8 protein-coding genes are annotated in these 23,938 nt (G+C 41.4%); 3 read left to right on the top strand and 5 right to left on the bottom strand.

From position 1 onward, the window contains the following. Position 1: 1 nt before the first annotated feature. Genes SanaruYs_RS02180 through SanaruYs_RS02170 form a run of 3 tightly spaced genes read left to right on the top strand, consistent with a single transcriptional unit; the run spans position 2 to position 2,959 of the window. Positions 2-802: a metal ABC transporter ATP-binding protein gene (locus tag SanaruYs_RS02180; protein WP_127120864.1), complete on the top strand. Its 801-nt coding sequence runs from the start codon at positions 2-4 to the stop codon at positions 800-802. Further along, positions 799-2,085 carry a metal ABC transporter permease gene (locus tag SanaruYs_RS02175; RefSeq protein WP_127120863.1) on the top strand — a complete coding sequence of 429 codons (1,287 nt, stop codon included), beginning with the start codon at positions 799-801 and terminating at the stop codon, positions 2,083-2,085. Before SanaruYs_RS02180 ends, SanaruYs_RS02175 begins: the two co-directional genes overlap by 4 nt. Position 2,086: 1 nt before the next feature. Further along, the gene (locus SanaruYs_RS02170) at positions 2,087-2,959 is read left to right on the top strand and encodes a metal ABC transporter permease (RefSeq protein WP_127120862.1); all 873 of its coding nucleotides are present in this window, start codon (positions 2,087-2,089) and stop codon (positions 2,957-2,959) included. On the opposite strand, the gene SanaruYs_RS02165 is transcribed toward SanaruYs_RS02170, so the two are convergent. The 5 genes from SanaruYs_RS02165 to SanaruYs_RS02145 all read right to left on the bottom strand — a co-directional run bounded on the left by SanaruYs_RS02165 (position 2,952) and on the right by SanaruYs_RS02145 (position 23,721). After that, entirely contained in the window at positions 2,952-3,455 is a 504-nt protein-coding gene (locus SanaruYs_RS02165; protein WP_127120861.1) for a hypothetical protein, read from the bottom strand. The genes SanaruYs_RS02170 and SanaruYs_RS02165 overlap by 8 nt on opposite strands. After that, positions 3,452-3,994: an RNA polymerase sigma factor gene (locus SanaruYs_RS02160; protein WP_127120860.1), complete on the bottom strand. Its 543-nt coding sequence runs from the start codon at positions 3,992-3,994 to the stop codon at positions 3,452-3,454. The genes SanaruYs_RS02165 and SanaruYs_RS02160 overlap by 4 nt, the downstream gene beginning before the upstream one ends. 240 nt (positions 3,995-4,234) lie before the next feature. After that, on the bottom strand, positions 4,235-5,653 hold the full coding sequence (locus SanaruYs_RS02155) for a CCA tRNA nucleotidyltransferase (protein ID WP_127120859.1): 1,419 nt from the start codon (positions 5,651-5,653) through the stop codon (positions 4,235-4,237). Between the two features lie 170 nt (positions 5,654-5,823). Next, complete coding sequence (locus SanaruYs_RS02150; RefSeq protein ID WP_218022346.1) at positions 5,824-6,852, bottom strand: PorP/SprF family type IX secretion system membrane protein; 1,029 nt, start codon at positions 6,850-6,852, stop codon at positions 5,824-5,826. Positions 6,853-6,861: 9 nt separating this feature from the next. Next, on the bottom strand, positions 6,862-23,721 hold the full coding sequence (locus SanaruYs_RS02145) for a PKD-like domain-containing protein (protein WP_127120857.1): 16,860 nt from the start codon (positions 23,719-23,721) through the stop codon (positions 6,862-6,864). Positions 23,722-23,938: the final 217 nt, after the last annotated feature.

Genomic DNA, 23,938 nt, shown 5'->3' with positions numbered 1-23,938 from the left:
TATGAATAAGAATATTAGTGCGGTATCAGCACTTGAAGTACACGACCTTACTGTTGCTTTCGATCGCAAGCCTGTATTGTGGAATATCGACCTTGAAATACCCCAGGGAAAACTAGTTGGTATTATTGGTCCGAATGGTGCCGGTAAATCTACCTTGATCAAATCGGTTATGGGCTTGCTGCCACTTAGCAGTGGTTATTGTAAAATATTTGATGAGAAGATTGATGATGTGAGACATCGCATATCTTATGTGCCACAACGTGAATCAGTGGATTGGGATTTTCCGGTATCGGTGCTGGATGTGGTTATGATGGGACGTTATGGTAAACTTGGTTTACTCAAGCGACCTCGTAAAGCAGATTTAGATGTAGCCATGGATTGCCTTAGAAAAGTAGGTATGGAATCTTTTGCTAACCGACAGATAGCCCAACTATCGGGTGGACAACAGCAAAGAACTTTTCTTGCTCGTGCATTGGCACAACAGGCAGATATCTATTTTATGGATGAACCTTTTGCAGGTGTGGATGCCGCAACAGAAAAAGCCATCATCAATTTATTACGCACAATGACAGCAGCTAATAAAACTGTTATTGTGGTGCATCACGATTTACAATCAGTAAGCAGTTACTTTGATTGGGTGATTCTGTTAAACACAAGATTGGTTGCAAACGGACCAACAACAAGCACCTTTACGCAGGATAAACTTCAGGAAACATATGGTGGTAAACTTACACTACTATCGGATGTGGGCGATTTAATTCGCAGAGAGAATTTTCCAAACCGCGAGGAGAAAGTATTATGAGTAACTTCACTGACTTCTTTTCCTTTTCAGATCCTAATGTGCGTTACGTTACGGCAGGAGCTGTATTAATAACGGCAAGTTCTGCGTTGGTTGGTTCTTTTACTTTTCTGAATAAGAAATCATTAATTGGTGATGCCATTGCGCATGCCGTATTGCCGGGCATCTGTCTAGGTTTTTTATTAAGTGGCACCAAGAATCCACTTTACTTGATTGCTGGAGCCTTTATAACGGGATGGCTATCGCTTTATGCCATTCAATATATAATTGCAAAAAGTCGGATTAAAGAAGACACTGCCATTGGATTAATTCTGTCCGTGTTTTTTGGTTTCGGTATTTTGCTCTTAACCTATATTCAAAAAAGTGGTAATGCAAATCAATCTGGCTTAGATCATTTCATTTTTGGTAAAGCTGCATCTTTAGTGGGTGCAGATTTAATTACATTTTCGATTGTCTCCATTCTGCTAATAACTTTTACGCTTTTATTTTTCAAAGAGTTTAAACTTCTGGTATTTGATCGCAATTATGCTGTGGCATTGGGCTTACCGGTAAAAAGACTAGAGCTACTCTTGACTTCCATGATTGTTTTGGCAGTCGTAGTAGGCATACAAGCCGTAGGTGTAGTGTTGATGGCTGCAGTGTTAATTACCCCTGCTGCGGTTGCGCGCTTCTGGACCAACTCAATACGCATTATGTTTATAATTGCAGCACTGGTGGGTGCGTTTAGTGGGCTGGCAGGAGCATACATCTCTTACACTGCACCGTCTATGCCTACAGGCCCGTGGATCGTCATTGTTGTTTCTACCCTTGCACTGCTTTCGTTTATGATAGCGCCCAAAAAAGGAATACTGAATCGTTATTTTAAACAAAGAAGGTTCCGCAGAACCATACAAGATGAAAACGTTTTAAAAGTTTTGTATCAATTGGGAGAAAGTAGTAAAAACTTTTTCGTGCAACGTTATGCAGATGAAATTATTCGCAAGCGTAGTTTTGATAAAAAGGGATTGCACAGATCGATTCAACGATTATGTAGCCAGGGCTACCTTGAAAAAATAGGTAAGCTTTGTGTATTAACTCAAGAGGGTAAAACCAGGGCACAACGAATTGTAAAAATTCACAGGCTATGGGAATTATATTTAACAACACACGTACACATTGCACCTGATCATGTGCATGAAGATGCAGATACCATCGAACACTTTCTTACACCTGAGCTTGAAGCAGATTTAGAACAGATTTTGAATTACCCGGTTGTAGATCCTCATAAAACAAAAATTCCTTACTGACATGAACGACTTTTGGATTATTCTTACAGGTTCTTTAGTAGCCATTTCATGTGCGCTGTTAGGCTGCTTTCTTATCTTAAGAAGAATGGCTTTGGTGGGCGATGCAATCTCGCATGCTGTGTTACCTGGAATCGTATTGGCTTTTCTATTTTCAGGGTCAAGGGATTCATTAACGATGGTAATTGGTGCAGGTCTGCTTGGCTTGATTACTACCTTTCTAATCGAGTTCTTTCACAAAAAAGCAAAACTGCAAAGTGATGCTGCCATTGGTGTAACATTTACCTGGCTCTTTGCTATTGGTGTAGTGTTAATCTCACTTTTTGCTGGGAAGGTTGACTTAGACCAGGATTGCGTTTTGTATGGAGAGATTGCCTACACGCCACTTGACATGATTATACTTGAGGGTGGTTATTTATTAGCTCCTAAAGCTATTGTAGTCATGAGTTGCGTGCTTATCAGTATTTTATTGGTGATATACTTTTTCTACAAAGAATTATTGGTGACTTCTTTCGATCCGGGTTATGCCACTGCCTTAGGTTTCTCAACCGCTTTTTGGCATTACTTACTTATGGGTATGGTGTCTGCCACAACAGTTGCTTCTTTCGAATCTGTCGGAGCAATTTTAGTGGTGGCCTTGCTGATTGTACCACCCGCGACAGCCTACTTACTTACCGATAATTTTAAACGTATGCTGCTAATTTCCAGTGGTGTTGGCGTTGTGGCATCGGCCTCAGGATATTACTTGGCGGTTTGGATGGACGGTTCCATTGCAGCGGCTATAGCCACAATGTGTGGTTTGCTCTTTGCATTAGCCTTTGTCTTCTCACCTACCCACGGTATTTTAAAACGAAAATTAGTACGCGCAATTAACTGATAACAGCTTCATCTTCAGCCCTGGAAGATTCTTCCACTTCGTGAAGTTGTTTATTTAATAAGTTAATCCGGATAATCAGGTTAAGGATAAGTGCATCCTTAACCTTTTCACTGGGTTTCTGATTCATCTCCTCTTTCAAAACCATATACATGGCTTCCAACTGCTGAAAGTCCTGCGTAAAACCGTTCAGGTCATTGGCACTTACAGCATGAATCATCTTCTTTTTTTCCGAAATCTCTTCTATGTAAAATGCTTCAGTGGCCCTAAACTCTTTCATGCTTGCTTGTTGTTTCAAGCCCACCTTATCTTGTAAAAAAAGAAAGGAGGATAATGCAAAAAACACCACAGCAGCTGCCTGCCAATAGCGGATGGGTTGCCAAAATTGCTGTCTCCCAAACAAATGTTGACTAACATTTGTCCATACTTTTTCAGGAACTTCTTTTGTATCAAAAGCGCCCCTGTTCTGCTCCATAAAATCCTTCAATTCGTCTTTCATACTTTCATTGTTAGCTGTTCCCGTAAGCGTGCTTTAGCCCTATTAAGTTGCGACTTTGATGTAGATTCTGAAATACCTAAAATGGTGGCAATTTCTTCGTGGTCATAGCCTTCTAATAAGTACAAACTAACTACAGACCGATAGCCATCAGGCAAATTCATAATAGCCATGCGAATACGTTCCACCGTCATGTCTTCCTTGTAGACCTCAGGCGCTTCCTGCTCCTCAATATCAAAACGCTCATCCTCAGGCCATAGCTCTGCTTTCTTTGTTCTAATAATGTTGATAGACCTGTTCACTACAATCCGCTTTATCCAGGCACCAAAGGAGGAATCCCCTCGATAGTGTTGAATATTACGATAGGCACTGATAAATGACTCTTGCACAGCGTCTTGTGCATCCTCTTCTCTGGCGGTAATCCTGAAGCTGACATTGTACATGGCTTTGGCATAAAGCTTATACAATGACTGAAAAGCACGGTCATCGCCATTTTTGCAGCGATCAATTAAATCCTGATGAAGATGTTGATAATCAGTCAAGCGCTTAGTTTGCCTTTAAAGACAAGATAACAATTAAAGGGTTGCATGGATAAGGAAAAATTAAGAGAATTTTATTGAGAACGAGAGGTTAGTAGTTAGAGGTGAGAAGATATGCTGGTTGTTGGTTGTTCGTTTCGCAAACACGGTCATTCATTTTCAAATTATCAAATTATCAGACCTGCCTGCGGTAGGCAGGTCTTCAAATCAATTAACGAATCAACTAATCAACGAATCATCACATCAAACTCCTCCCTTCACTTGTAATCCTTTGGTCGAAGCAAATTTTATCATCAATGCTTTCGCTTCTTCATAATCATTTTTGATTTCTCCTTCCAGGATTGCTTCTTTGATATACTCTTTTATCTCTCCGATAAGTGGGCCCGGCTGTAATTCAAAAATTTTGATGATTTCTTCTCCGGAGATAGGTGGTTGAAAATTGCGTACGCTATCCTTGGCCTCTACTTCTTTCATCTTCACCTCTACCTTATCAAAATTATTAAGGAAGCGTGATACTTTTTCGTGGTTTTTAGAAGTGATGTCTGCTCTGCACAACATCATAAGCGCATCTACATCATTGCCTGCTTCAAAGAGAAGGCGTCTAATGGCAGAATCTGTCACATTTTTAACAAGGGAAATCGGACGAAGATGTAATCTCACCAGTTTTTGAACGAAATCCATCCGGTCATTTAAAGGCAACTTTAACCTTCTGAATATTTTTGGCGTCATGCGTGCTCCCTTTTCTTCATGACCATGGAAAGTAAAGCCAACCTTAGGATCGTATCGCTTTGTCGCAGGCTTGGCAATATCATGCATAATGGCGGCCCACCTCAGCCAAAGGTCATCCGATACTTTCGATACATTATCTAACACTTGAAGTGTATGATAAAAATTATCTTTATGCGCATTCCCCCCTACGTACTCTACTCCTTGCAAAGCAACCAGTTCAGGAAAAAACTGATGGAGTAATTTACTCTGGAACAAAAGCTTGAAACCGTAAGATGGTGTTTTACTTAAAACAATTTTATTAAGTTCATCGATGATACGCTCCTGCGATATAATGGCAAGTCGTTCAGCTTGTTGAATAATTGCATTAAAAGTATCCGCTTCAATGTCAAAATTGAGTTGAGAGGCAAAACGAATCGCGCGCATCATTCTCAATGGATCGTCAGAAAAAGTTATACCCGGCTCCAGTGGTGTGCGGATTATCTTATTCTCAAGATCAACTAAACCATTAAAAGGATCAATTAAGTCACCATAGTTTTCAACACTCAGGCTTATGGCAAAAGCATTTATCGTAAAGTCTCGCCTCTTCTGATCGTCTTCTAAACTTCCATCTTCTACAATAGGTTTGCGGGAATCGGATCGGTACGACTCTTTTCGTGCTCCTACAAACTCAAGATCAAAGTCTTGAAAGGGTATATGTGCTGTTCCGAAATTCTTAAAAACGTTGACATGTACATTTGGTCCCAGGGCTTTTGCAACTCGTTCCGCCAGTTCAATACCACTCCCTACGCATACAAAATCTATGTCCTTCGAAGGTCTTTTCAAAATGAGATCACGAACATAACCCCCCACTACAAAAGCTCTTACACCTGATTCTTGAGCACAGCGGCTAACTGTCTTAAAAACAGGATCTTGTATTGATTCAGCTAAATTCATGGACTAAATAGTTACACCAGGTTTGGTGCAATTTACGACAAGGATTTATAAGATGAGAAGGCTCTATTCTAATTCAATGTCGTTTCGCTAAGCTTCCTTAGTGGACTCACCTCCAGTCCTCTCCAAAGGAGAGGATGACCAAGGAAGCTTAACTAACTGATATTGCTGTTCTAATTCCAAAAGCCCTCTTTGCTATTAAAGGATGGGCATGGTATCATTCTGTATTTCCGCTTGATATTTCTATTTAAGGGCTTTGCTACAAACTCGTACGTAAGGGCAATCTCATGCGCGCCACCACCGGCAGTTTGAAGTTCTGATACTGTAAAATCATAACTATACCCAACTGATAAATTTTTGAAATACATACCTAATGAGAGAATGAGCGCATCCTGTGCAACAGAATTAATCACCGTTTTCTCAAATGGTTTTCCCCTATACCAGAAGCCTACTGATACGGGATCAATATGATAGTTAATACCAACATCTAACTGTGTAAATGACTTGCCTTGTTTGCGCAATATAAATGATGGTGTTAAATACGAAACCTTAGCAAGGGTACGAGGCCCATTGTATAAAGATAGCCTGGCGCCACCATGAATGGAAGTTTTCATTGGCAATCTGCTAACATCACCCAAAACAGAAAGGTTAGGTTGGTTCATATGGTGAAAGGCAGCGCCTAACCATAAATTCCTGTTATAGAAAAGAAAGCCCGAACCAAAATCAAAATAATCCTGTCTGCCTAATTTATTCAATTCCGGATCTAATGATTGACCCTGAAATTCTAACCCATCCCCTAGTGTTAATAGGTTTCTATCCAAACCGTTAGTACCATAACCAAAATACAAACCAGGAGAGAAAACAATGTTATCAGTAAGCTTTACTTTAAATGAATAAAGTAATCCTGCTGTGGTTGTGCGCCAACCTGCTGATCCCATTTTATCGGTTGTTGCTAAAATACCAAAACCACTTCGCAGTTCATCTACAAAAATATCGTAAGAAGCTGCATAGGTAGAAAATGCTTGCGGCAAGTTTGGCCATTGCACACGATGATTAACCACCAAGCGTTGCTGAGGTGTAATTCCGGTGAAGCCGGGATTAAGATAAAGTGGTGCCTGGTAGTACTGTGAGAACTGAGGATCTTGCGCTGCAAGCTCTCCAATCATTAGTAAACAAAGCAGACTTATTAAAATTCTCTTCATCATTGAAAATTAGCGAATGAGGGTTATATCTCCAACTTGTGTCGTTCTGTCTCCATTAGACAAGCGTAACTCCAGCTTATACACATAAACACCTGCTGGCAAAAGATTTCTGTTTCTGTCGTAACCATCCCAACCTTGATTTTTATCCCTGCTTTCAAAAACCAGTGAACCCCATCGATCAAAAATCTGCATCATAAATTCTTCTACACCTTTTGTAATTGGCAAGAATACATCGTTGAAAGAACCAGCTCCACCGTTGCCTCCGCTACCACCAGGTCCGTTCGGATTAGGTGTAAATGAGTTTGGTATTCTGGTTAAACCACCGTCACGTGCTTGTACAGTTCGGGTTAACGTATCGTAGCATACAATACTTCCATCTGATATACCATCTCCATCAATATCCCGCGATCCATTATTAAATCCGGCTACCAGCGTGATTGGGTACTCGCCTTCAATTCGATAAGTAATTTTTGGTTCAAAGTCGATAGAGGTATTACCATCGCCAAAATCCCAATCGTATTGATTCGCCCCACTGCTAAAGTTAAAGGTCGTAATCTCCTGATCCGGAATAAATACTGTGGTTGGTCTTACTTCAAATGAGGCAACCGGACTTTCAAATATCTCGATGTCTCTCACGCTTGGTGGACTTTGTTGGCCAGTGAAAGAGTTAGTTGTTACGAGTATGATAGTGTACTTACCTGGATTCGGTATGGCAAATACTGGTAGGTTAGCATTAGATGTTGCAGAAATTCTACCCGCTTCATCAATTACAGTCCACTCAAACTCATCACCAGTGGCAAGGTTCTCCACTACCGTTATATCCACCGGATAACATGCCGCTAATGGTATAGCCCTGAAGTTTGCCAACAATGGAGGAACCACAATCTCAATTGTCTTACGAATTTCACTTGAACACACCAGACCGTTCGCCAAGGCATCGATATTCGTAACCAGTAATGAAATCTCTTTTAAACCTGGAGTAGTATAATCAATCGGATTTGGTGGTGTGGTGCCATTCAAATCAGCGGGTGCTGCATCAATTCCGAAATTCCACTCGTATGTAAAGTCAGTAGCGTCAATCGGAGTTGAAGTGTTTGTAACATCTACAAATGAGTGACCACCTACAAATTCAGTTGGTGTACTTGTTTCGAAGTTTGCGACAACACCTCGGTAAACGGTGATTGGTATTACAACATCAGCTGCAGGACAATTTAAATTAGCAGCCTGATAAACGACTTCTATAATAATCGGATCAGTGGATGTAATATTTTCCAAATTATAAATCTGGCTAGTAGCAGGTCGTTGCGGAGGAGTATATGAACCTGTGCGTGACTCCAACTCACCACCAGAACCTTGAACACGGTAGAACCACTTATCTTCTCTTACGCCTTGCGATGTATTGACGAATCTAACCTCATCGCCACTACAGATTTCTGTTTTATCAGGGAAAACAGCTGTAGCAACTGTAGGATATACCTGTACCTCTCTGAACGTTGTATTAAAACAAGCACCCGGATAATTGTCATCCGGATCAGCAGCATCCGCAAAAGCAGTCTCTAAAAATACTTTGTATTTAACCGTTGCGCCTGGTGCAGGATTAAAGAAGGTATGTCTTACTATCTGATCTGTGACATCTGTACCAGCGGTATATGTTGAGTCAGGCTCTCCATCAAACCACTTCCAGTTATAGACTACACCGCTTTGCTGATTGTATTCGAAATCTACTGGGAAAGGACTACAGTTGACAGGATCTCCAACAATACTAAAGTTTGCGTCAGTATCGCCAACATTTACAACTACAACATTATCGCTAGTTGGATTAAACTCACAACCAAAAGCATCTTTAACAGATAAGATGGTGTAAGTAGTTGTAACAGCAGGTTGAACTTCTAACAGCTTAATAATGCCTTGTTTTGTCAGAGTAATATCATTGCTGCTTGTTCCATCATCTACACGATACGTCATATCAAAAGATGGCAGACCTGTATTTTCGAAGAACAAGAAACCCTTGCTACCTTCACACAAGTAATCATCATTATCTCCTGTAGAACTAAATAGGGTTGCCCCTACCTCTGGCGCAACATTAAGACTGACAATTTTTTCAGGGCCTATACAATCGGAGCCATCCGTTTTCTCAACGATTGGCGTAATAGTGTAAGTGGCTGTTGCTAATGAACCTGTAGCATTCGACCATGTGTCGTCAATTGCTAGTCCATTACCCCCTACTGATCCTAAAAGAAGAGGATCAGTATTATCGACTGTCCAGTTAAAGATAGCATTTGTAGTCGGACTAAAATTATCAAGGTTAATCTCAAAATCTGCATCGTTACAGATGTTAAAAGATGAAGCAAGTCCTACAATTTTTGGGGTAGGTAAAATGGTTGTGACAAATGAAGCTGCTGTACCCACACAATTAAATGATTGTGGAGTAAACGTGTAGGTAATTGAAGCGTTGGAATTATTATTATTGAATAGCACTTGCGTAATAATATTTCCTGCCCCATTAGAAGAACCCGTCAAACCAGTTGGTGGTGGTGTAGTTCTGGTCCATGTAATAAGGGTGGATGCAGTTTCAGCACCAGTTACCGCAATGTTCTGCGTAAACTCTTCCCCACTACATACCTCTACATCAGTTAAACCCACAACTTGCGCACGTGGATTTACAGTAACCAAAATGCTTGTTTCATCACCAAGACAAGTTCCTGCCACTATATCAAAACGAGGTTCAAAGAAATAGCGTATTGTCCGTTGCACTGTATCAATATTTGTCAATACTTCATTCAACACATCAATACCAGGATTAAAAGCAGTTGGCCAAACACTAGTAAATCCAAGAACAGAATCTGGTATATTTCCTGACTCCTCTTCAACTCTTAATAAATTGAAGGAAACCGGAATAGGTACTGCCGTTCCATTTGTAGGTGAAGATGCTGTTGATAAATCGACACCTAATGGCTCACCTTCACAAATGGTGAATGATGCAGGTACTGGTACAAGCTTTGGCTTTGGCTGGACCCTGGCTAAGAATTGGCTTAAGGTACCTGCACAACCTACACCATTTGCAGCGGATTCTGCACGTGGTGTAACGTTGTAAGTAACCGTGTGCGCAGCATTAGCGTTGTTTGTCAATAAATCATTTATCGTATGGTTATTCGGTAAGCTATTTTGGAAAACACTAAAACCAGAAAGTTGAGGAGACGTTGATGACGCAGAATAGTTAAATGTAATACTTCCAGCCGATGCAACAGTTGGTGAGGTTAGCGTAAAGTTTGTTGAACCATTGCTACATATTTCTATGTCCGAACCTACATTCATCTGAATTTGAGGTTCTACAATTAGTGTAACCACTTCACGAGGTCCTTTACAACCTGCAGCCGAAACTGGCTTAATTCCATAACGAACTGTGTCTGTAGCACCAGAAGTATTCACAAATCGATCTCCTGCTAATATGTTAGCAGGGCTTCCATTTACCACAACTGCATTTCCGCCATTAGGTGTTAAACTATTCTGACCTCCATTTGTGTCAATGTCAAGTATATCAAAACCACCGTTCGCATCCACTGTTGTGCTTACAGCCAGAGTAATACTCGCTGTAGCATCATTACATACAATACGGCTTAAGTTATCTGCCAAGTTTGGTGCAGGATCGATCGTTAACACAATCTGATCATCCAAACCTGTACAGCCAGCAGCTGAAACGGGTGCAATCGTATATGTAGCTGCACGCTGAACTTCAGAAACATTTGTATAACTGTCATTCACTAAAGCATTGAATGGCTTGTTATTTCCTATACCAGTGTTAGATGTTCCTGCAGTAAGGTCAGGGAAATTAATTGCTTTAATGATATAAGTAGCAATGGCAATGGATGAAGGACTTTCACCCAGTTCTGCAGATATACCTGCTGGCACATCACTACACACTGCGGTCGGGCTAATGCTTGGATCAATTTCAGGTTCTGGATTAACCACTACTTCAATGATGTCCGAATCTCCCAAACAAGTAAAGGCTCCAACGGTAGGTCCAATTGGCTCTACGGTATACCGAACTGTTATCGCATTTAAAGATATGTTATTATACCTATCGGCTCTTACAAGATTTACACCACTAACTGCACTTATAGATCGATTACTTGGATTAGGTGATAAACCTGCAGGTGCTATCGTTGAAAAAGGTCCGCCATCACTATACTCTACATTCAATAATCTGTAGTTAGTAGCGTTAACCGAAGTACCATTTGTACTTAATACAATTTCAGTCTGATCTGGCTGATTTGTATTGTTACTACAGATAGCATCTGGTGCCGGCACATCCAACACCGGTTCCGGGTTAACCTTAAATTCAATTGCTCTTGCTTCTCCAATACATCCGTTTGTACCATTTGGAATAACTGAGTAGGTGACCTTCAACTGAGTGGCTGTAAGATTAGTAAAGGCATCGTTTTGAATGAGGTTGGCAGGTTGAGCTAAACCTGTACTCGCTGCTCCTGTTAAGCCAGCTTCAACCAATGCGGTAACATCAAACGTTGCAGCACCAATTGAAGTGCCATTTGTTATTAACAAATTACCATAAGCAATATCGCTACACTGTATCTCATCAAGGTTAGTATCCACAACAGGTTCAGGATTGATCGTTACATCAATTGTTAAGGCATTTCCAAAACACCCAGCGGCACTGACAGGGATCACATTATACTCTACTACTAAATCAGTTGAACCTGTATTGTTAAATCGGTGGTTCTGCAAATAGTTGTCCAATTCGTTGTTTGAGGGAACAATCGTATTTGCAGCATTAGCCGTTAAACCTCCTGGTACCGATATACCTACTATATTATACTCACTTGCCGCTACAGAAGTACCATTTGTATTTAACGTAAGGTTGGTAGGTAGGTCACTACAAATACCAGCTATGTCAAGTGTAGGAGACATTACAGGCTCAGGATTTATGGTTAGCGTAATGGTTCTTGGGTTGCTTAAACAATTATCTATTGTGCCTACCGCCTCCACTACATAAACTACTGATGCAGAAAGCGCTCCTGTATTTTGATAAATATCATCTTGGAAATAGGTTGTTGAAACACCCAAAGCAGGTGCCCCAACTTCTGCAATAGGTGTTAAGCCACCACCAACTGTTCTGCTAATAACATTATAGTTTAATGCAGCGATACTTGTTCCGTTGGTATTCAAAACAAGGTTAATTTCTTCATCACTACAAATTGCATCATCTAGTGTTGTAGATAGAACCGGCTCTGGATTAACAGTTATGATAATTGTTTTCGATTGACCTAAACAAGCATTGATTGTGCCTACTGGGGTAACAAAATACTGTACTGTTAAAGGTCCATTTGTCGTGTTATTATAAACTTCGTTTTCAACATAATTAGCGGCCACTCCATTTGCGGGTATAAGTACCTGCGCAACAGGTGTTAAGCCACCGGCTACTATTTTATTTGAAAAATTATAGTTAGCTGCTGAAATACTTGTTCCGTTTGTAGTCAAGATTAACCCTACAACGTTATCAGAACAAACATCCTCATCTAAAGTAGTAGCAATAACAGGTTCCGGATCAATAGTAATGGTAATGAACACCGGATCACCCAAACATCCATTAATTGAACCTCTTGCTTGAATTTCATAAGTAACAGGAATCGAAGCGTTAGTACGATTTATGTATTGTTCGCTTTGCAAATGAGTCGCAGAAACTCCGTTCGCTACTGCCACTTGATTTACTGGAATAAGTCCAGCACCAACATTTCTGCTAAGCACGTTGTAATTAAGCGCATTGACACTTGTTCCATTTGTATTCAGTACTAAATTAACGGGGGTATCGCTACAAACTGATGCATTCAGCGTTGGAGAAATAACTGGCTGTGGATCTACTGTTATAACAATGGTACGCTGATCACCCACACAACCATTGATAGTTCCTGTAGCTTCAACCACATACTCCACCGTAAGGGCAGAATTGGTAGTATTTTCATAAGCCTCTGTTTCCAGATAATTATTGACAACACCAGTGAATGGAACAACAACTTGTGAAATCGGGGTAAGACCACCGGCCATTGTTCTGCTCACAATATTATAAGAAGCCGCACCGATACTTATACCATTTGTATTAAGTATCAGACCTACATCTTCACCACTACATGTATTATCATTTAAAGTAGCAGACACTACCGGCTCAGGATCTATTGTAATGGTGATGGTTCTTGTTTTACCAAGACAATTATTAATAGTTCCTCTTGCTTCTACAACATAAACAACATCGATTGATGCGTTTGTTGTGTTACGGTAAATTTCATTTTGCAAGTAGGTATCAGAAACGGCAGCCGCAGGTACCAATACCTGGCTTACTCCTGTTAAACCTGCACCAACAGATCTGCTGAGAATATTATACGAAGAGGCTCCAATACTTGTTCCGTTTGTGTTTAGCACTAAATTTATGGGCTGATCACTACAGATATCATCATCAAGTGTGGTAGCCACTACTGGTTCAGGATCTATGGTAATGGTAATAATTCTGTCATTACCAGGGCAACTATTGACTGTACCTATTGCATTCACAGTATAGGTTACTGTAATGGGTGCACCAGTAGTGTTGATATATCGTTCAGTTTGTAAATAATTACTTGATACACCCAAGGCCGGCACTATTACCTGTGTCACTGGTGTTAATCCTGCTCCCACTACACGGCCAGCAATGTTATAATTTAGTGCAGTAACACTGCTGCCATTTGTATTCAGTATTAAACCTATTGCATTATCGCTACAGACATTACTGTTTAAAGAAGGCGAAATTACAGGTTCCGGATTAACGGTAATTGTAATAGTACGTTGATCACCAGGACAGCCATTAATAGTTCCGGTAGCTTCTACTACATATTGAACCGTAAGTGGTCCGTTGGTTACATTATTATAAAGCTCAGCCTGTAAATAATTGTCGCCCACTGCATTCGCTGGCACTACAACCTGATTTAATGGGGTAAGACCAGCCGCTACCGTTCTGCTGACAATATTATAACTGGCTGCCAAAACACTACCTGGATTAGTATTAAGCACTAAACCAACATTTGCATCGCTGCAAACTGTATTATCTAAAGTTGTGGAAATTACAGGCTCAGGATCAATTGAAATATTAATAGTTCTAGGGTTGCTTAAGCAACCATTTATTGAACTTACTGCTTCTACTACATATTGAACAGTTATAGAACCATTGGTTGTATTTCTGTAAATTTCATTTTGCAGATAGGTAGTTGAAACCGCATTGGCTGGAACAATAGCCTGACTGACCACAGTAAGACCTACCGGCACTGTTCTGCTCACTATGTTGTAGTTAACAGCGGCTACACTTCCTGCTTGTGTATCTAATATCAGATTCACAATGCTATCGCTGCATCGAGCTGCACTTAAAGTTGAGGATACAATCGGTTCAGGATCGATTGTAATTGTAATCGTGCGTTGATCACCCAGACAATTGCCTATTGTACCTCTTGCTTCAACTACGTATGTAACGGTTAACGGTCCTGCAGTTTCATTTCTATAAATTTCACTTTGGAGATGTGTAGCCGACACTGCATTGGCTGGAACAGCCGCTTGCGCCACAGGTGTTAATCCAGGTGCAACTACACGACTAACAATATTATAATCAAGTGCACCTATACTTGTTCCATTGGTATTTAAAACCAAGCCTATAGTTGCATCACTACATCGGTTAGCATCTAAAGTAGTAGCAATAACTGGTTCCGGATCGATTGTAATCGTAATAGTACGTTGATCACCAACGCATGCTCCAATGGAACCTGTAGCCTCTACAATATACTGAACTGTAAGCGCAGCATTGGTTGTATTTCTGTACACTTCAGTTTGTAAATAATTGGCTGCAACATTATTGGTAATCGGCTGCTGAACTACAGGGATAAGACCTGGTGCCACAATTCTATTCACCAAGTTATAGTCAACAGCAGGAACACTGCCCGGGCCAACGCTAAGGATTAGATTTATTGGTGAGTCACTACAAGCATTGTTATTTAAAGTAGCTGCGACAACAGGTTCAGGATTAATAGTAATAATAATATCTTGAAAATTACCCAAACAAGCACCGATACTACTAACAGGTTCTACACGATAAGTAACAGTCAGAGCTCCATTTGTTGTATTTCTATACACTTCGTTTCGCAAATAATTGGCTGCCACACCATTGGTAGGCACAGTTACTTGTGCAACAGGAGTTAGTCCGCCTGCAACTGTTCTGTTTAGAATATTATACCCGGACGCTGATACGCTTGCGCCATTTGTATTTAGTACTAAATCAACGATAGCATCACTACAAACTGTATCATTAAGTCCAGCCGCTAATACAGGTTCTGGATTAACAGTTACTGTAACCGTAAAAGGATTGCCTTCACAACCATCCGCACTAATGGGCGTAACAGTATAAATTACATTAACAGCGCCATTACTCTCGTTATGCCATACATCATCGGCAATTTCATTGGCAGCTTTTGCATTACCACCACTTGGCGTACCTGAAGCAAGTGTAAGTCCATTATCTGTAACTACTATGTTGTACGATGAGGCTGCTACAGCAAAACCACTGGTTGTTAAGTTGGTAGCCACAGCATTATCGCTACAAACTGTAACTGCACTATTTGCACCAACTGGTTCCGGATTAATAGTAACTGTAACCGTAAAACTATTACCAGAACAACCATCTGCGCTTACGGGTGTGATCGTATAAACAACATCCACAGGAAGCAATCCTGTGTTACGCCAAATATCATCTGCTAATTCATTTGCTGCCTTTAATGCACCAGCACTGGCAGTACCACCGCTTTGTATTAGTCCGTTATTAGCCACAGCAATAGTGTAATTATCTGCTGCTACTGAGGTGCCAACACCTGAAAGTGTTATCCCCAATACCTCGTCACTACATTTCGTATCTACAACATTGTTGACGACTGGTTCTGGATTTATAGTTATTGTAATAGTAAAAGCATCACCAATACAGCCAGCAGCGGTAACAGGATTAATTGTATAAACTACATTTACTGGGAGTAATCCCGTATTTGTCCATTCATCGTCTGCAATTTCACTTGCTGCCCTATTAATTCCGTTGCTATTAGTACCATCGCTTAACGTAAGGCCATTGTTATTAACAACTATATTATAACTGGTTGCCGGAACAGATCCAGCATTACTAGTAATATTTAATCCTACAGCCTGATCACTGCAACGTGTGGCCGCAGCAACCACACCAACTGGTTCAGGGTTTATCGTTACAGTAATCGTAAATTGATCACCTAAACAGCTTTCGGGAGCCGCACTTACTGGGATAATCGTGTAGACTACATTAACAGGGCTTAATCCTGTGTTAGTCCACTGATCGTCCGCTATTTCATTAGCAGCCTTTCCATTACCATTGCTATCTGTACCCGCGCTTAAGATTAGACCATTAGCATTTACTGAAATGTTATAAGTCGCAGCTGCCACTGAAGTACCGGCCGTTGTAATTGTTACACCCACAGGGGAATCACTACATACTGTTGCTGCACTGGTATTACCTACAGGCTCAGGATTAATTGTTGCCGTAATCACAAAGTTATCACCGGCACAACCATCTGCACTTACTGGAGTTATGGTGTATTCAACATCTACAGGCAATAATCCAATATTTCTCCAGGCATCAGCTGCCAGTTCATTGGCTAATTTATTGTTACCACCACTGCCAGTGCCACTGCTTTGAATTAAACCGTTAGGGTTAACTACAATGTTATAAGTAGCCGCAGCAACTGAAGTGCCCGAAGTTGAAATGTTAATGCCAAGGGCATCATCACTACAGAACGATGAACCACTATCTACACCTGCAGGTTCAGGATTAACAGTTACCGTAACAACTACTGCATTACCCAAGCAACCAACAGCACTAACCGGAATAACAGTATAAACTACATTCACAGGACTTAAACCTGTGTTTCTCCAAAAATCATCTGCTAATTCATTGGAAGCTTTTCCGTTTCCATTGCTGTCTGTACCCGATTCGAGTATAAGTCCGTTGGCGTTAACACTAATGTTATAAGTGGCTGCAGCTACAGCTGCAACGTTACTTGTTAGGTTTACAGCCGCAGCTTCTCCACTGCATCTTGTTACTGCGTTACCAATACCAATAGGTTCTGGATTAACCTGAACGGTTAGCGTAAAACTAACACCAGGGCAACCATCGGCACTTACAGGTGTGATGGTGTAGACTACATTAACAGGATTTAATGTGTTGTTCAACCATGCATCGTCATTAATTTCGTTGGCTAGTTTTAGTGGTCCGTTACTATCAACTCCACCGCTAAGTGTTAAACCATTTGCATTTACTGCTATTGTATAAGTTGCTGCAGCAACAGCAGCTGGATTGGTTGATAAAATAATCCCCACATTCTCGTCACTACATCTTACAATAGAATTATTGGCACCTACGGGAGTAGGTCTAACTGTTATTGTAACTGTAAAAGTATTACCTGAGCAACCAGATGCACTAATTGGAGTGACTGTATAAACCACATCTTCGTTTCCTGTTGTAACATTGGTTATCACATCAGTGATGGTATTACCCGTTTGAGGTACAAGACTCTCCCCTGTTACATCCGGATTATCTGCAGCAACCCAGCTAAAAGTTGTTCCTGCAGTAAGGTTATTACCTGCTGCTATATTAGCTACAAGGTCATAGCCCACAGCCGCGCTTCCGCAAACAATATCGGCATCATCAATACCTTGTGGTTCAGGTTGTACAGTTAAGGTTATTGTAAAATCTTCTCCGGCACATGCCTGTGGATCGTCATAGAATGGAAAGACAATATAAGTGATTGTTACGTTAGCTGTTGTTGTGTTGGTGTAAGTATGGCTGATCGGTAGATTCGTTGCTGCCACACGATTTGGCTCTGCAGGCACAGCACCTGAATTAGAGGAAGTAACTAAATATTCAAACACGGTAGGAAGTCCATTACCTAATCCATCAATGTTCGTTACCTGAAGATCATAAGTAAAGAGATTATCACTGCAAATGTTCAGGGCTTGGTCATTACCAACAGGTTCCGGATAAACGTTTACTGTAAAGGTTTGTGTAGGGCCGTTACAAAATTCAACACCTGCTGTTGGGTCTATATCTATCTTAGGGGTTATATCATAAATGATCTGACCTAATGATGCGGATGTATTGGTTAAGGTCTGATTAATCTGCCCTGTACCACTGTTACCAACACTGGCACCACCAACGGGGCCGACTTTTGCTGTTACTACCCAATCGAAGACTGTGCCAAGTGCAGGCACTGCCGTTATGGTATGATTAGCATTAACTACTTCGCCACTACAAATGTCTACAGTATTTAATGATGTAATAGTAGGTCTTGCATTAACCGTTACGTTAAAGGGAGCGGCTGCGGGGCTCACACAGCCTGTTGCATTCGTTTCAATTACCGTAATATTTCCACTGGTATTACTGATGTTAACAATAATCTCATCCGTACCCTGACCACTGACAATAGAACCCAAGGTACCAGGCACTGTCCAGGTATAGGTCGATATACCGGGAGCAGCAATCGTATAGCTGACATTGTTTTCCGTTGCACATACGTTGTTATCCCCTACAATTACAGGAGCAGCAGGTGCGCTGTCAACAATGATAGTCAATGTATTTACATTACCCACGCAACCATCAGCAGAAGTTTCTGTTACTGTGATCGGTAAGCCACCTGGCACTGCATTAGGAAATCTTAATAAAACGAAGAAGTCGTTTACACCACCTCCACCAAACTGTTCAAACTCTCCTGCAGCGGTTGGTATTGACCAAGAGTAAGTTGAACCTGAATTTAATGTGGGGCTAACCTGGAATAACAAAATGGTTGTACTGGCACAGACAGTGAATGTTGCCGGGGTTGTTCCGCTTGGGGTGATAATGGCATTATCCAAAGGAAGCGGGTTGACGGTGATTTCCACCTGCGCTGTATTAATACAGTTGGTCAACGTATTTGTAACACGGGCTACATAAATTCTCCCATCCGTTACGGCATCTACATCAGTCGGAGTAAGTACGGGCGTAGTACCATCAGCCTCAAACCAGGCAACCGTTCTGTTGGGCACAACGCCACCAATTACATTGTCATTAAGAATAGTAAGGTCAATATTATTAGCTACACCACTGCCAACAGGAAACTCTTCGCAATAAACAGTTTCAGTATTTGTATCATCCTGATCGTTGGCAACTGGCAAAGGATTGACATTGAAAGTAACAGAGCCAGGATTTAGGATAGGAGTAACATTCGTACAACCAGTAACTGTATTTTCTACGCGTGCGTAGAAGACATCTCCATCACTCACGGTTACATCCGTAGCATCAGGTACAGCAATAGTCAGTAGCGCATTTGTAAACCAGGTTACTGCCCTGTCTGTAAGATCTCCATCGGCCACTGCCAGATTATGAACTGTAAGATCATAGTTTAAATGATCAAGTGTTCCTTCCGTTGTTTCACACAAGTCAAAATTGATGTCTTGTGTGATGGGTTGGGGATTTTTTGTGATAGTGAGTACTGCAGGAGGTACAGTACATGCGCCTAAGACACTGTTAACTGTCCATGTGAAAACATTCGGTCCGTCTTGCAAATTAGTAACAGCTGATGCAGGATTGTTTACATCTGCGATAACTGGGACTGCTGTGGTGGTTGTCGCAAACACCTGAACATCGTCAAAATCGTGATGATCGCTATTTCCATTATTATGCACAGAGACATAAATTTTTAAAGTTGTACCTGCCGGGGCTGTGGTTACAGAAAAGTTTTGAAATACACCATCAGTAGCATCGTCAACAATTTCACCAATTAACTGAGGAGCGCCTCCGTCAATGGTATAAGTAGCTCGAATAAAATCTGCCCCTCCCTGTGCCCCAAATTCAGCGAGACGAACAGAGACTTTTACATTTGAGAATGCTGTGATATCAATTGCCCGGCTTTCCCAGGTCATAGTACCATCGTTCAAATCCTGCCCTGAGAATACACCACCTGTAACTTTAAAATAATCATTGGCATCAGTAGCACTGTACAGTGATGGATCGACAGTTAAAGTCCAATCAGGTCGAACAAGGGTAGCTGGCGAACCAACTGTTGTACCATTAAGTCCTATATTATTTTCTGCACTGGAAAATGTCTGGTTGTAAATAGCACTACCGACCGTCCAGGTTCCTGTGCCACCATTGTCAGGTACGCTACCCGAAAGTACAGCGGCATCGCTACAGGTATCGAAGTTACCTCCCACTGTCGGGTCAGTTGGTCTTGCATCAGAAATCAGCTCTACAGCGGTACGCGAACTGCTTACACAGCCAGTTGTAGCATTACGCATCTCAGCATGGTAGGTGCCAGCTGCACCAGGTGTAAATGAATTGTTATTTGATAATAATGCCCCGCCACCAGAAGCATTAGCATACCAATCTATTTCAAAACCAGCACCGGGCGCCACAACACTAATGGCTGTGGTAGCCACTACATCCGAGCAGGCAATAACATTACCATTAGATGTTGGTGCAACTGGTCTTTCATTAACTATTAAAGTAGGACCAAAAATAGGGACAGCACCAGCACATAATGTTGTAGTGTTAAAAATCTCTGTAATAATAACTTGATAGCCATCCTCCAATGGAACTCCACCCATTTGAGCATAGGTTGGTGAAATAGTAATTACACCGTTTACGTCAGATGCAATTGAAGGGATATGGATAATCGGACCATCAACAGATGTTAATAAATTTCTTAGTCGATACCTAATGCTATAAGTCTCAACTTGGTTAGGAAGCAAATCCAGCAAAGCATCTGGTGGATTGGTTGTACCGCCATCGTCACAAACTGCAGCTGTTCCTGTAAATAGTTCTACTGAAGGCGGTGGTGTTGCTATGACATTAACGGTGGCAGCAGTACCTAATGCTGTCGCAGAACATCCATTTGCATCAGTTAATGAAGTGATTTGATATGTTTGAGAAGAAGCCGGGTTGGGTGCAACAATAGTATAGGTGGTGCTGCCATGACCTGATACAACTAATGGACCCTCCACAGAACGTGTTATTGTAAAATCAAATGGCGGTGTGCCTGACAAGGTCCATTCGATATCAGGGGCAGCTGTGCCATTACAAACTGAGCCTCCTCCTACTGGATTTGAAGCCGTAGGAAGCGGGTTGATCGTTACTGTTACCGGGTCTGAGATTGTGCTTAAACAAACAGTAGGTGCGATACCTCTTGTTTGCACAGTATAGTCTCCACTTTGCGCAACTGTAGAGAGGACAATATTTTGGCCTGTCGCCCCAACAACTGACACACCATTTCTAAACCATTGATAACTATCTGCATCATTTGTGCTTGAAGACAAAGTAACGTTCGAACCCACACAAAAAGTAGTTATACCACTTGGGGTTATCGTTGGCTTAGGTGGTACAGGATTAACTGTTACAGTATTCTGATTCGCCACTATGGTATAGGCAGCGGCACAAGGACCACTTGCATTCTGGTTTTGCACTAATACTCTGTATTTATAAGTACCGGGACCATTAGGGGGTACTTCGCTATAAGTTGTTAGTCCTGTTGTCCCAACTATTGCGATAAACGGTGTAGCTGGAGCTGCCCCAAAATCATCATAACTTCTCTCCCATTGCAATACTGCGCCACGTTGCCCTGTTAGGGTCATATTACCAGTGCTTACACCATCACATATAGTCGGACTTCCATTAATGGTACCACCATTACTTTCACCAAAAACGGTAACGGATAGATTTACCGCATTTGTTTGGCAGGTCTGGGGAGTAATAAGGTAAGTTGGTAATGTAAATGGAGCTGGAAGCGGGCTAATTACACTGACAGCATCAGCGACTGTAGCCCTGTACCTTCTTCTAACACTAATATTATTGGTAACAGATGGATTGGGTTGTGCACCAAAACTGAAGGTGGCAGTCGTTGAATTCGTTGTTGTAGCTGTGGGCGATACGGAAACATCCGCACCAAATCCATCACTCCACAAATTCTCTAGTTGAAAATTGATTGCTGCCCCATTAGTTGAGTTTGTTGCAGCGATTGTTTTAGTACCTGGTGCACTTGTAGTATAAATTTCTACGGCATCTATACAAACTGAATTGTCACCAACTGGTGTTGTGGGTAAATCTGGGGCAACACTTATTCTTGGTTGTTGATAGATGACTACCTCAACCGGATCACTCTCACAAGTATTGGTTGCTCCTTGAACCTGTGTAGTCCACACAGAATAATATCGTCCACCAGTATTGTCAGTTCTGAAATTCACTGAAGTACCATTCGCTGTTGTGTAGGCACTTGCAGGGAGTGATAAGTTATTTACTCCGTTTGGTATTTTTGTTGTTGTTCCAACATTGGCTAAAGACGCATACCAATTTACACCCGTGCGAAGTCCGCCAAGGGTACTGGTTGTTGTGAAATTAATACCTGTTAAATTATTAGTTGCATCATAACATGTAGATAAACCTGTGGTTGTAAGGGCAACGGGTTTCCCAATAATTTCAATTTCGTTTTCTACTGACCTTCTTAGATTCAACGCATCTCCAATCCCATCATAAGCATTGCATCCATTCCAGTAATCTAACCTCACCCAAAATCGCTGACCAACTGCCTGACCTGTAGGGGATGTTGTTGTAATTAAATTTAAAATACCACGAGGTAGATCCACAGTGGCAGGAATCTCCACTACACCAAAAGCATCCGGCACGCCTGCAAAGGGATAGGCGGAAGGTATATATCCTCCAGGGAAAAGCAGGTTACCATTTGCATCTGTTACTTCTACGCCATCTACATGTATATTTGGAATATTATCCGCAGCAGTATTCCCTCCTCCAAGATCTGTAGAACCGTAAACCACCCTCACCCATCTTCTTCCGTTATTAGTTGGTATTGGAGTAGTCGTGGGATTACAATTTAAATCCGTATTATCAGTAAATGTCATGTTCACGTTTGTTCCTAAACAAACAAGGTCGGAGTTAGCGATCGTTGCTGGCATTCTAACATCTCCCCCTACTCCTGAATCATCATTATTATGAGAGGCGTAAACAATCGTTTGGTTAGGAGAAGTGCGCGGACAATTAGTCGTTTCACCTTGTGCAACCGGATACGTAAGTCTTACATACCAATTAGAAGTGTACCCACATACAGGATCATTGGCCGGGTAAATGTAATCACCAGGCTGAGAGGATGCAGCAAGAGGCACACTCTCAGAATCAAAAGCGACAAAACCTCCATTTGCAAGCGCAGTCCCTGATAAATTAGTCTCTGTTGCTCCCAAAACCGAAAATGGAGCAGCAAATTCGTTTATCCATGTTACCCTTCCTGTAACCCTGGAAAGATCCCAAAAGCTTGAATTCCTTGCTGCTGGATTTACTTTAAAAACCATTTGATTATTTGGATCCACGGGAGCACAAGGTGGTGTATTACCGTTCAATGCTGCAAAGGTAAAATCAGTGCATAAAATACGTTTATTATTTTGAGAAGCTGAGGGACCAAAAGGATCTGCACCGTTCCCACCACTCCATTGAACTGTAACCGCTTGGCCGGGCAAAATGGCTGAAGACAAAATAATGTTCGTTGTGGTTCCAGCACTAACGCTTCCAGATGGAACTACCGGAACACCTCCAACTGTGATCGTCCAACCTGCAGCACCAGTGATGGTTACATTGCTATTCCAGGTAATTGTGATTACCTGTTGATTATCTGTTTCGTGAAATATCGAATAGGTTCTAGGGGCAATCGGTGTAGGTACTGCCTGAGAATAAGCCGAGGAATATAATCCGATAGTAAGTAATACTACTAGAAGTGCGTTATAAAGTAATCTCATGCGGAGGCAGTACAGGTTTACGAGTGGTTAATAATCAAAAAGCCAAGTGTGTAACCAAAAATAAGCTCCAATATAAGCTAAAAGTCAAAATAATGTGCTGAAAAGCTAACATAAGAGGGGTCTTTTAATTTCTAACCCTAGGCCTACACGAAATCTCGTTTTCAGTTTCGGCATTCCCCTTAAAAGCCTACCTTTGCACGCGATTTTTTACTGCTTT

This window comes from Chryseotalea sanaruensis (assembly GCF_003990915.1).
In the GTDB taxonomy this organism is placed as follows: Bacteria; Bacteroidota; Bacteroidia; order Cytophagales; family Cyclobacteriaceae; genus Chryseotalea; species Chryseotalea sanaruensis.
The sequence above is the reverse complement of the archived record's forward strand: the minus strand, read 5'-3'. Positions and strand labels throughout refer to the sequence as shown.

Coding starts and splice junctions, on each gene's coding strand:
- SanaruYs_RS02180 (WP_127120864.1), top strand. CDS start 2: ATGAATAAGAATATTAGTGCGGTATCAGCACTTGAAGTACACGACCTT.
- SanaruYs_RS02175 (WP_127120863.1), top strand. CDS start 799: ATGAGTAACTTCACTGACTTCTTTTCCTTTTCAGATCCTAATGTGCGT.
- SanaruYs_RS02170 (WP_127120862.1), top strand. CDS start 2,087: ATGAACGACTTTTGGATTATTCTTACAGGTTCTTTAGTAGCCATTTCA.
- SanaruYs_RS02165 (WP_127120861.1), bottom strand. CDS start 3,455: ATGAAAGACGAATTGAAGGATTTTATGGAGCAGAACAGGGGCGCTTTT.
- SanaruYs_RS02155 (WP_127120859.1), bottom strand. CDS start 5,653: ATGAATTTAGCTGAATCAATACAAGATCCTGTTTTTAAGACAGTTAGC.
- SanaruYs_RS02150 (WP_218022346.1), bottom strand. CDS start 6,852: ATGAAGAGAATTTTAATAAGTCTGCTTTGTTTACTAATGATTGGAGAG.
- SanaruYs_RS02145 (WP_127120857.1), bottom strand. CDS start 23,721: ATGAGATTACTTTATAACGCACTTCTAGTAGTATTACTTACTATCGGA.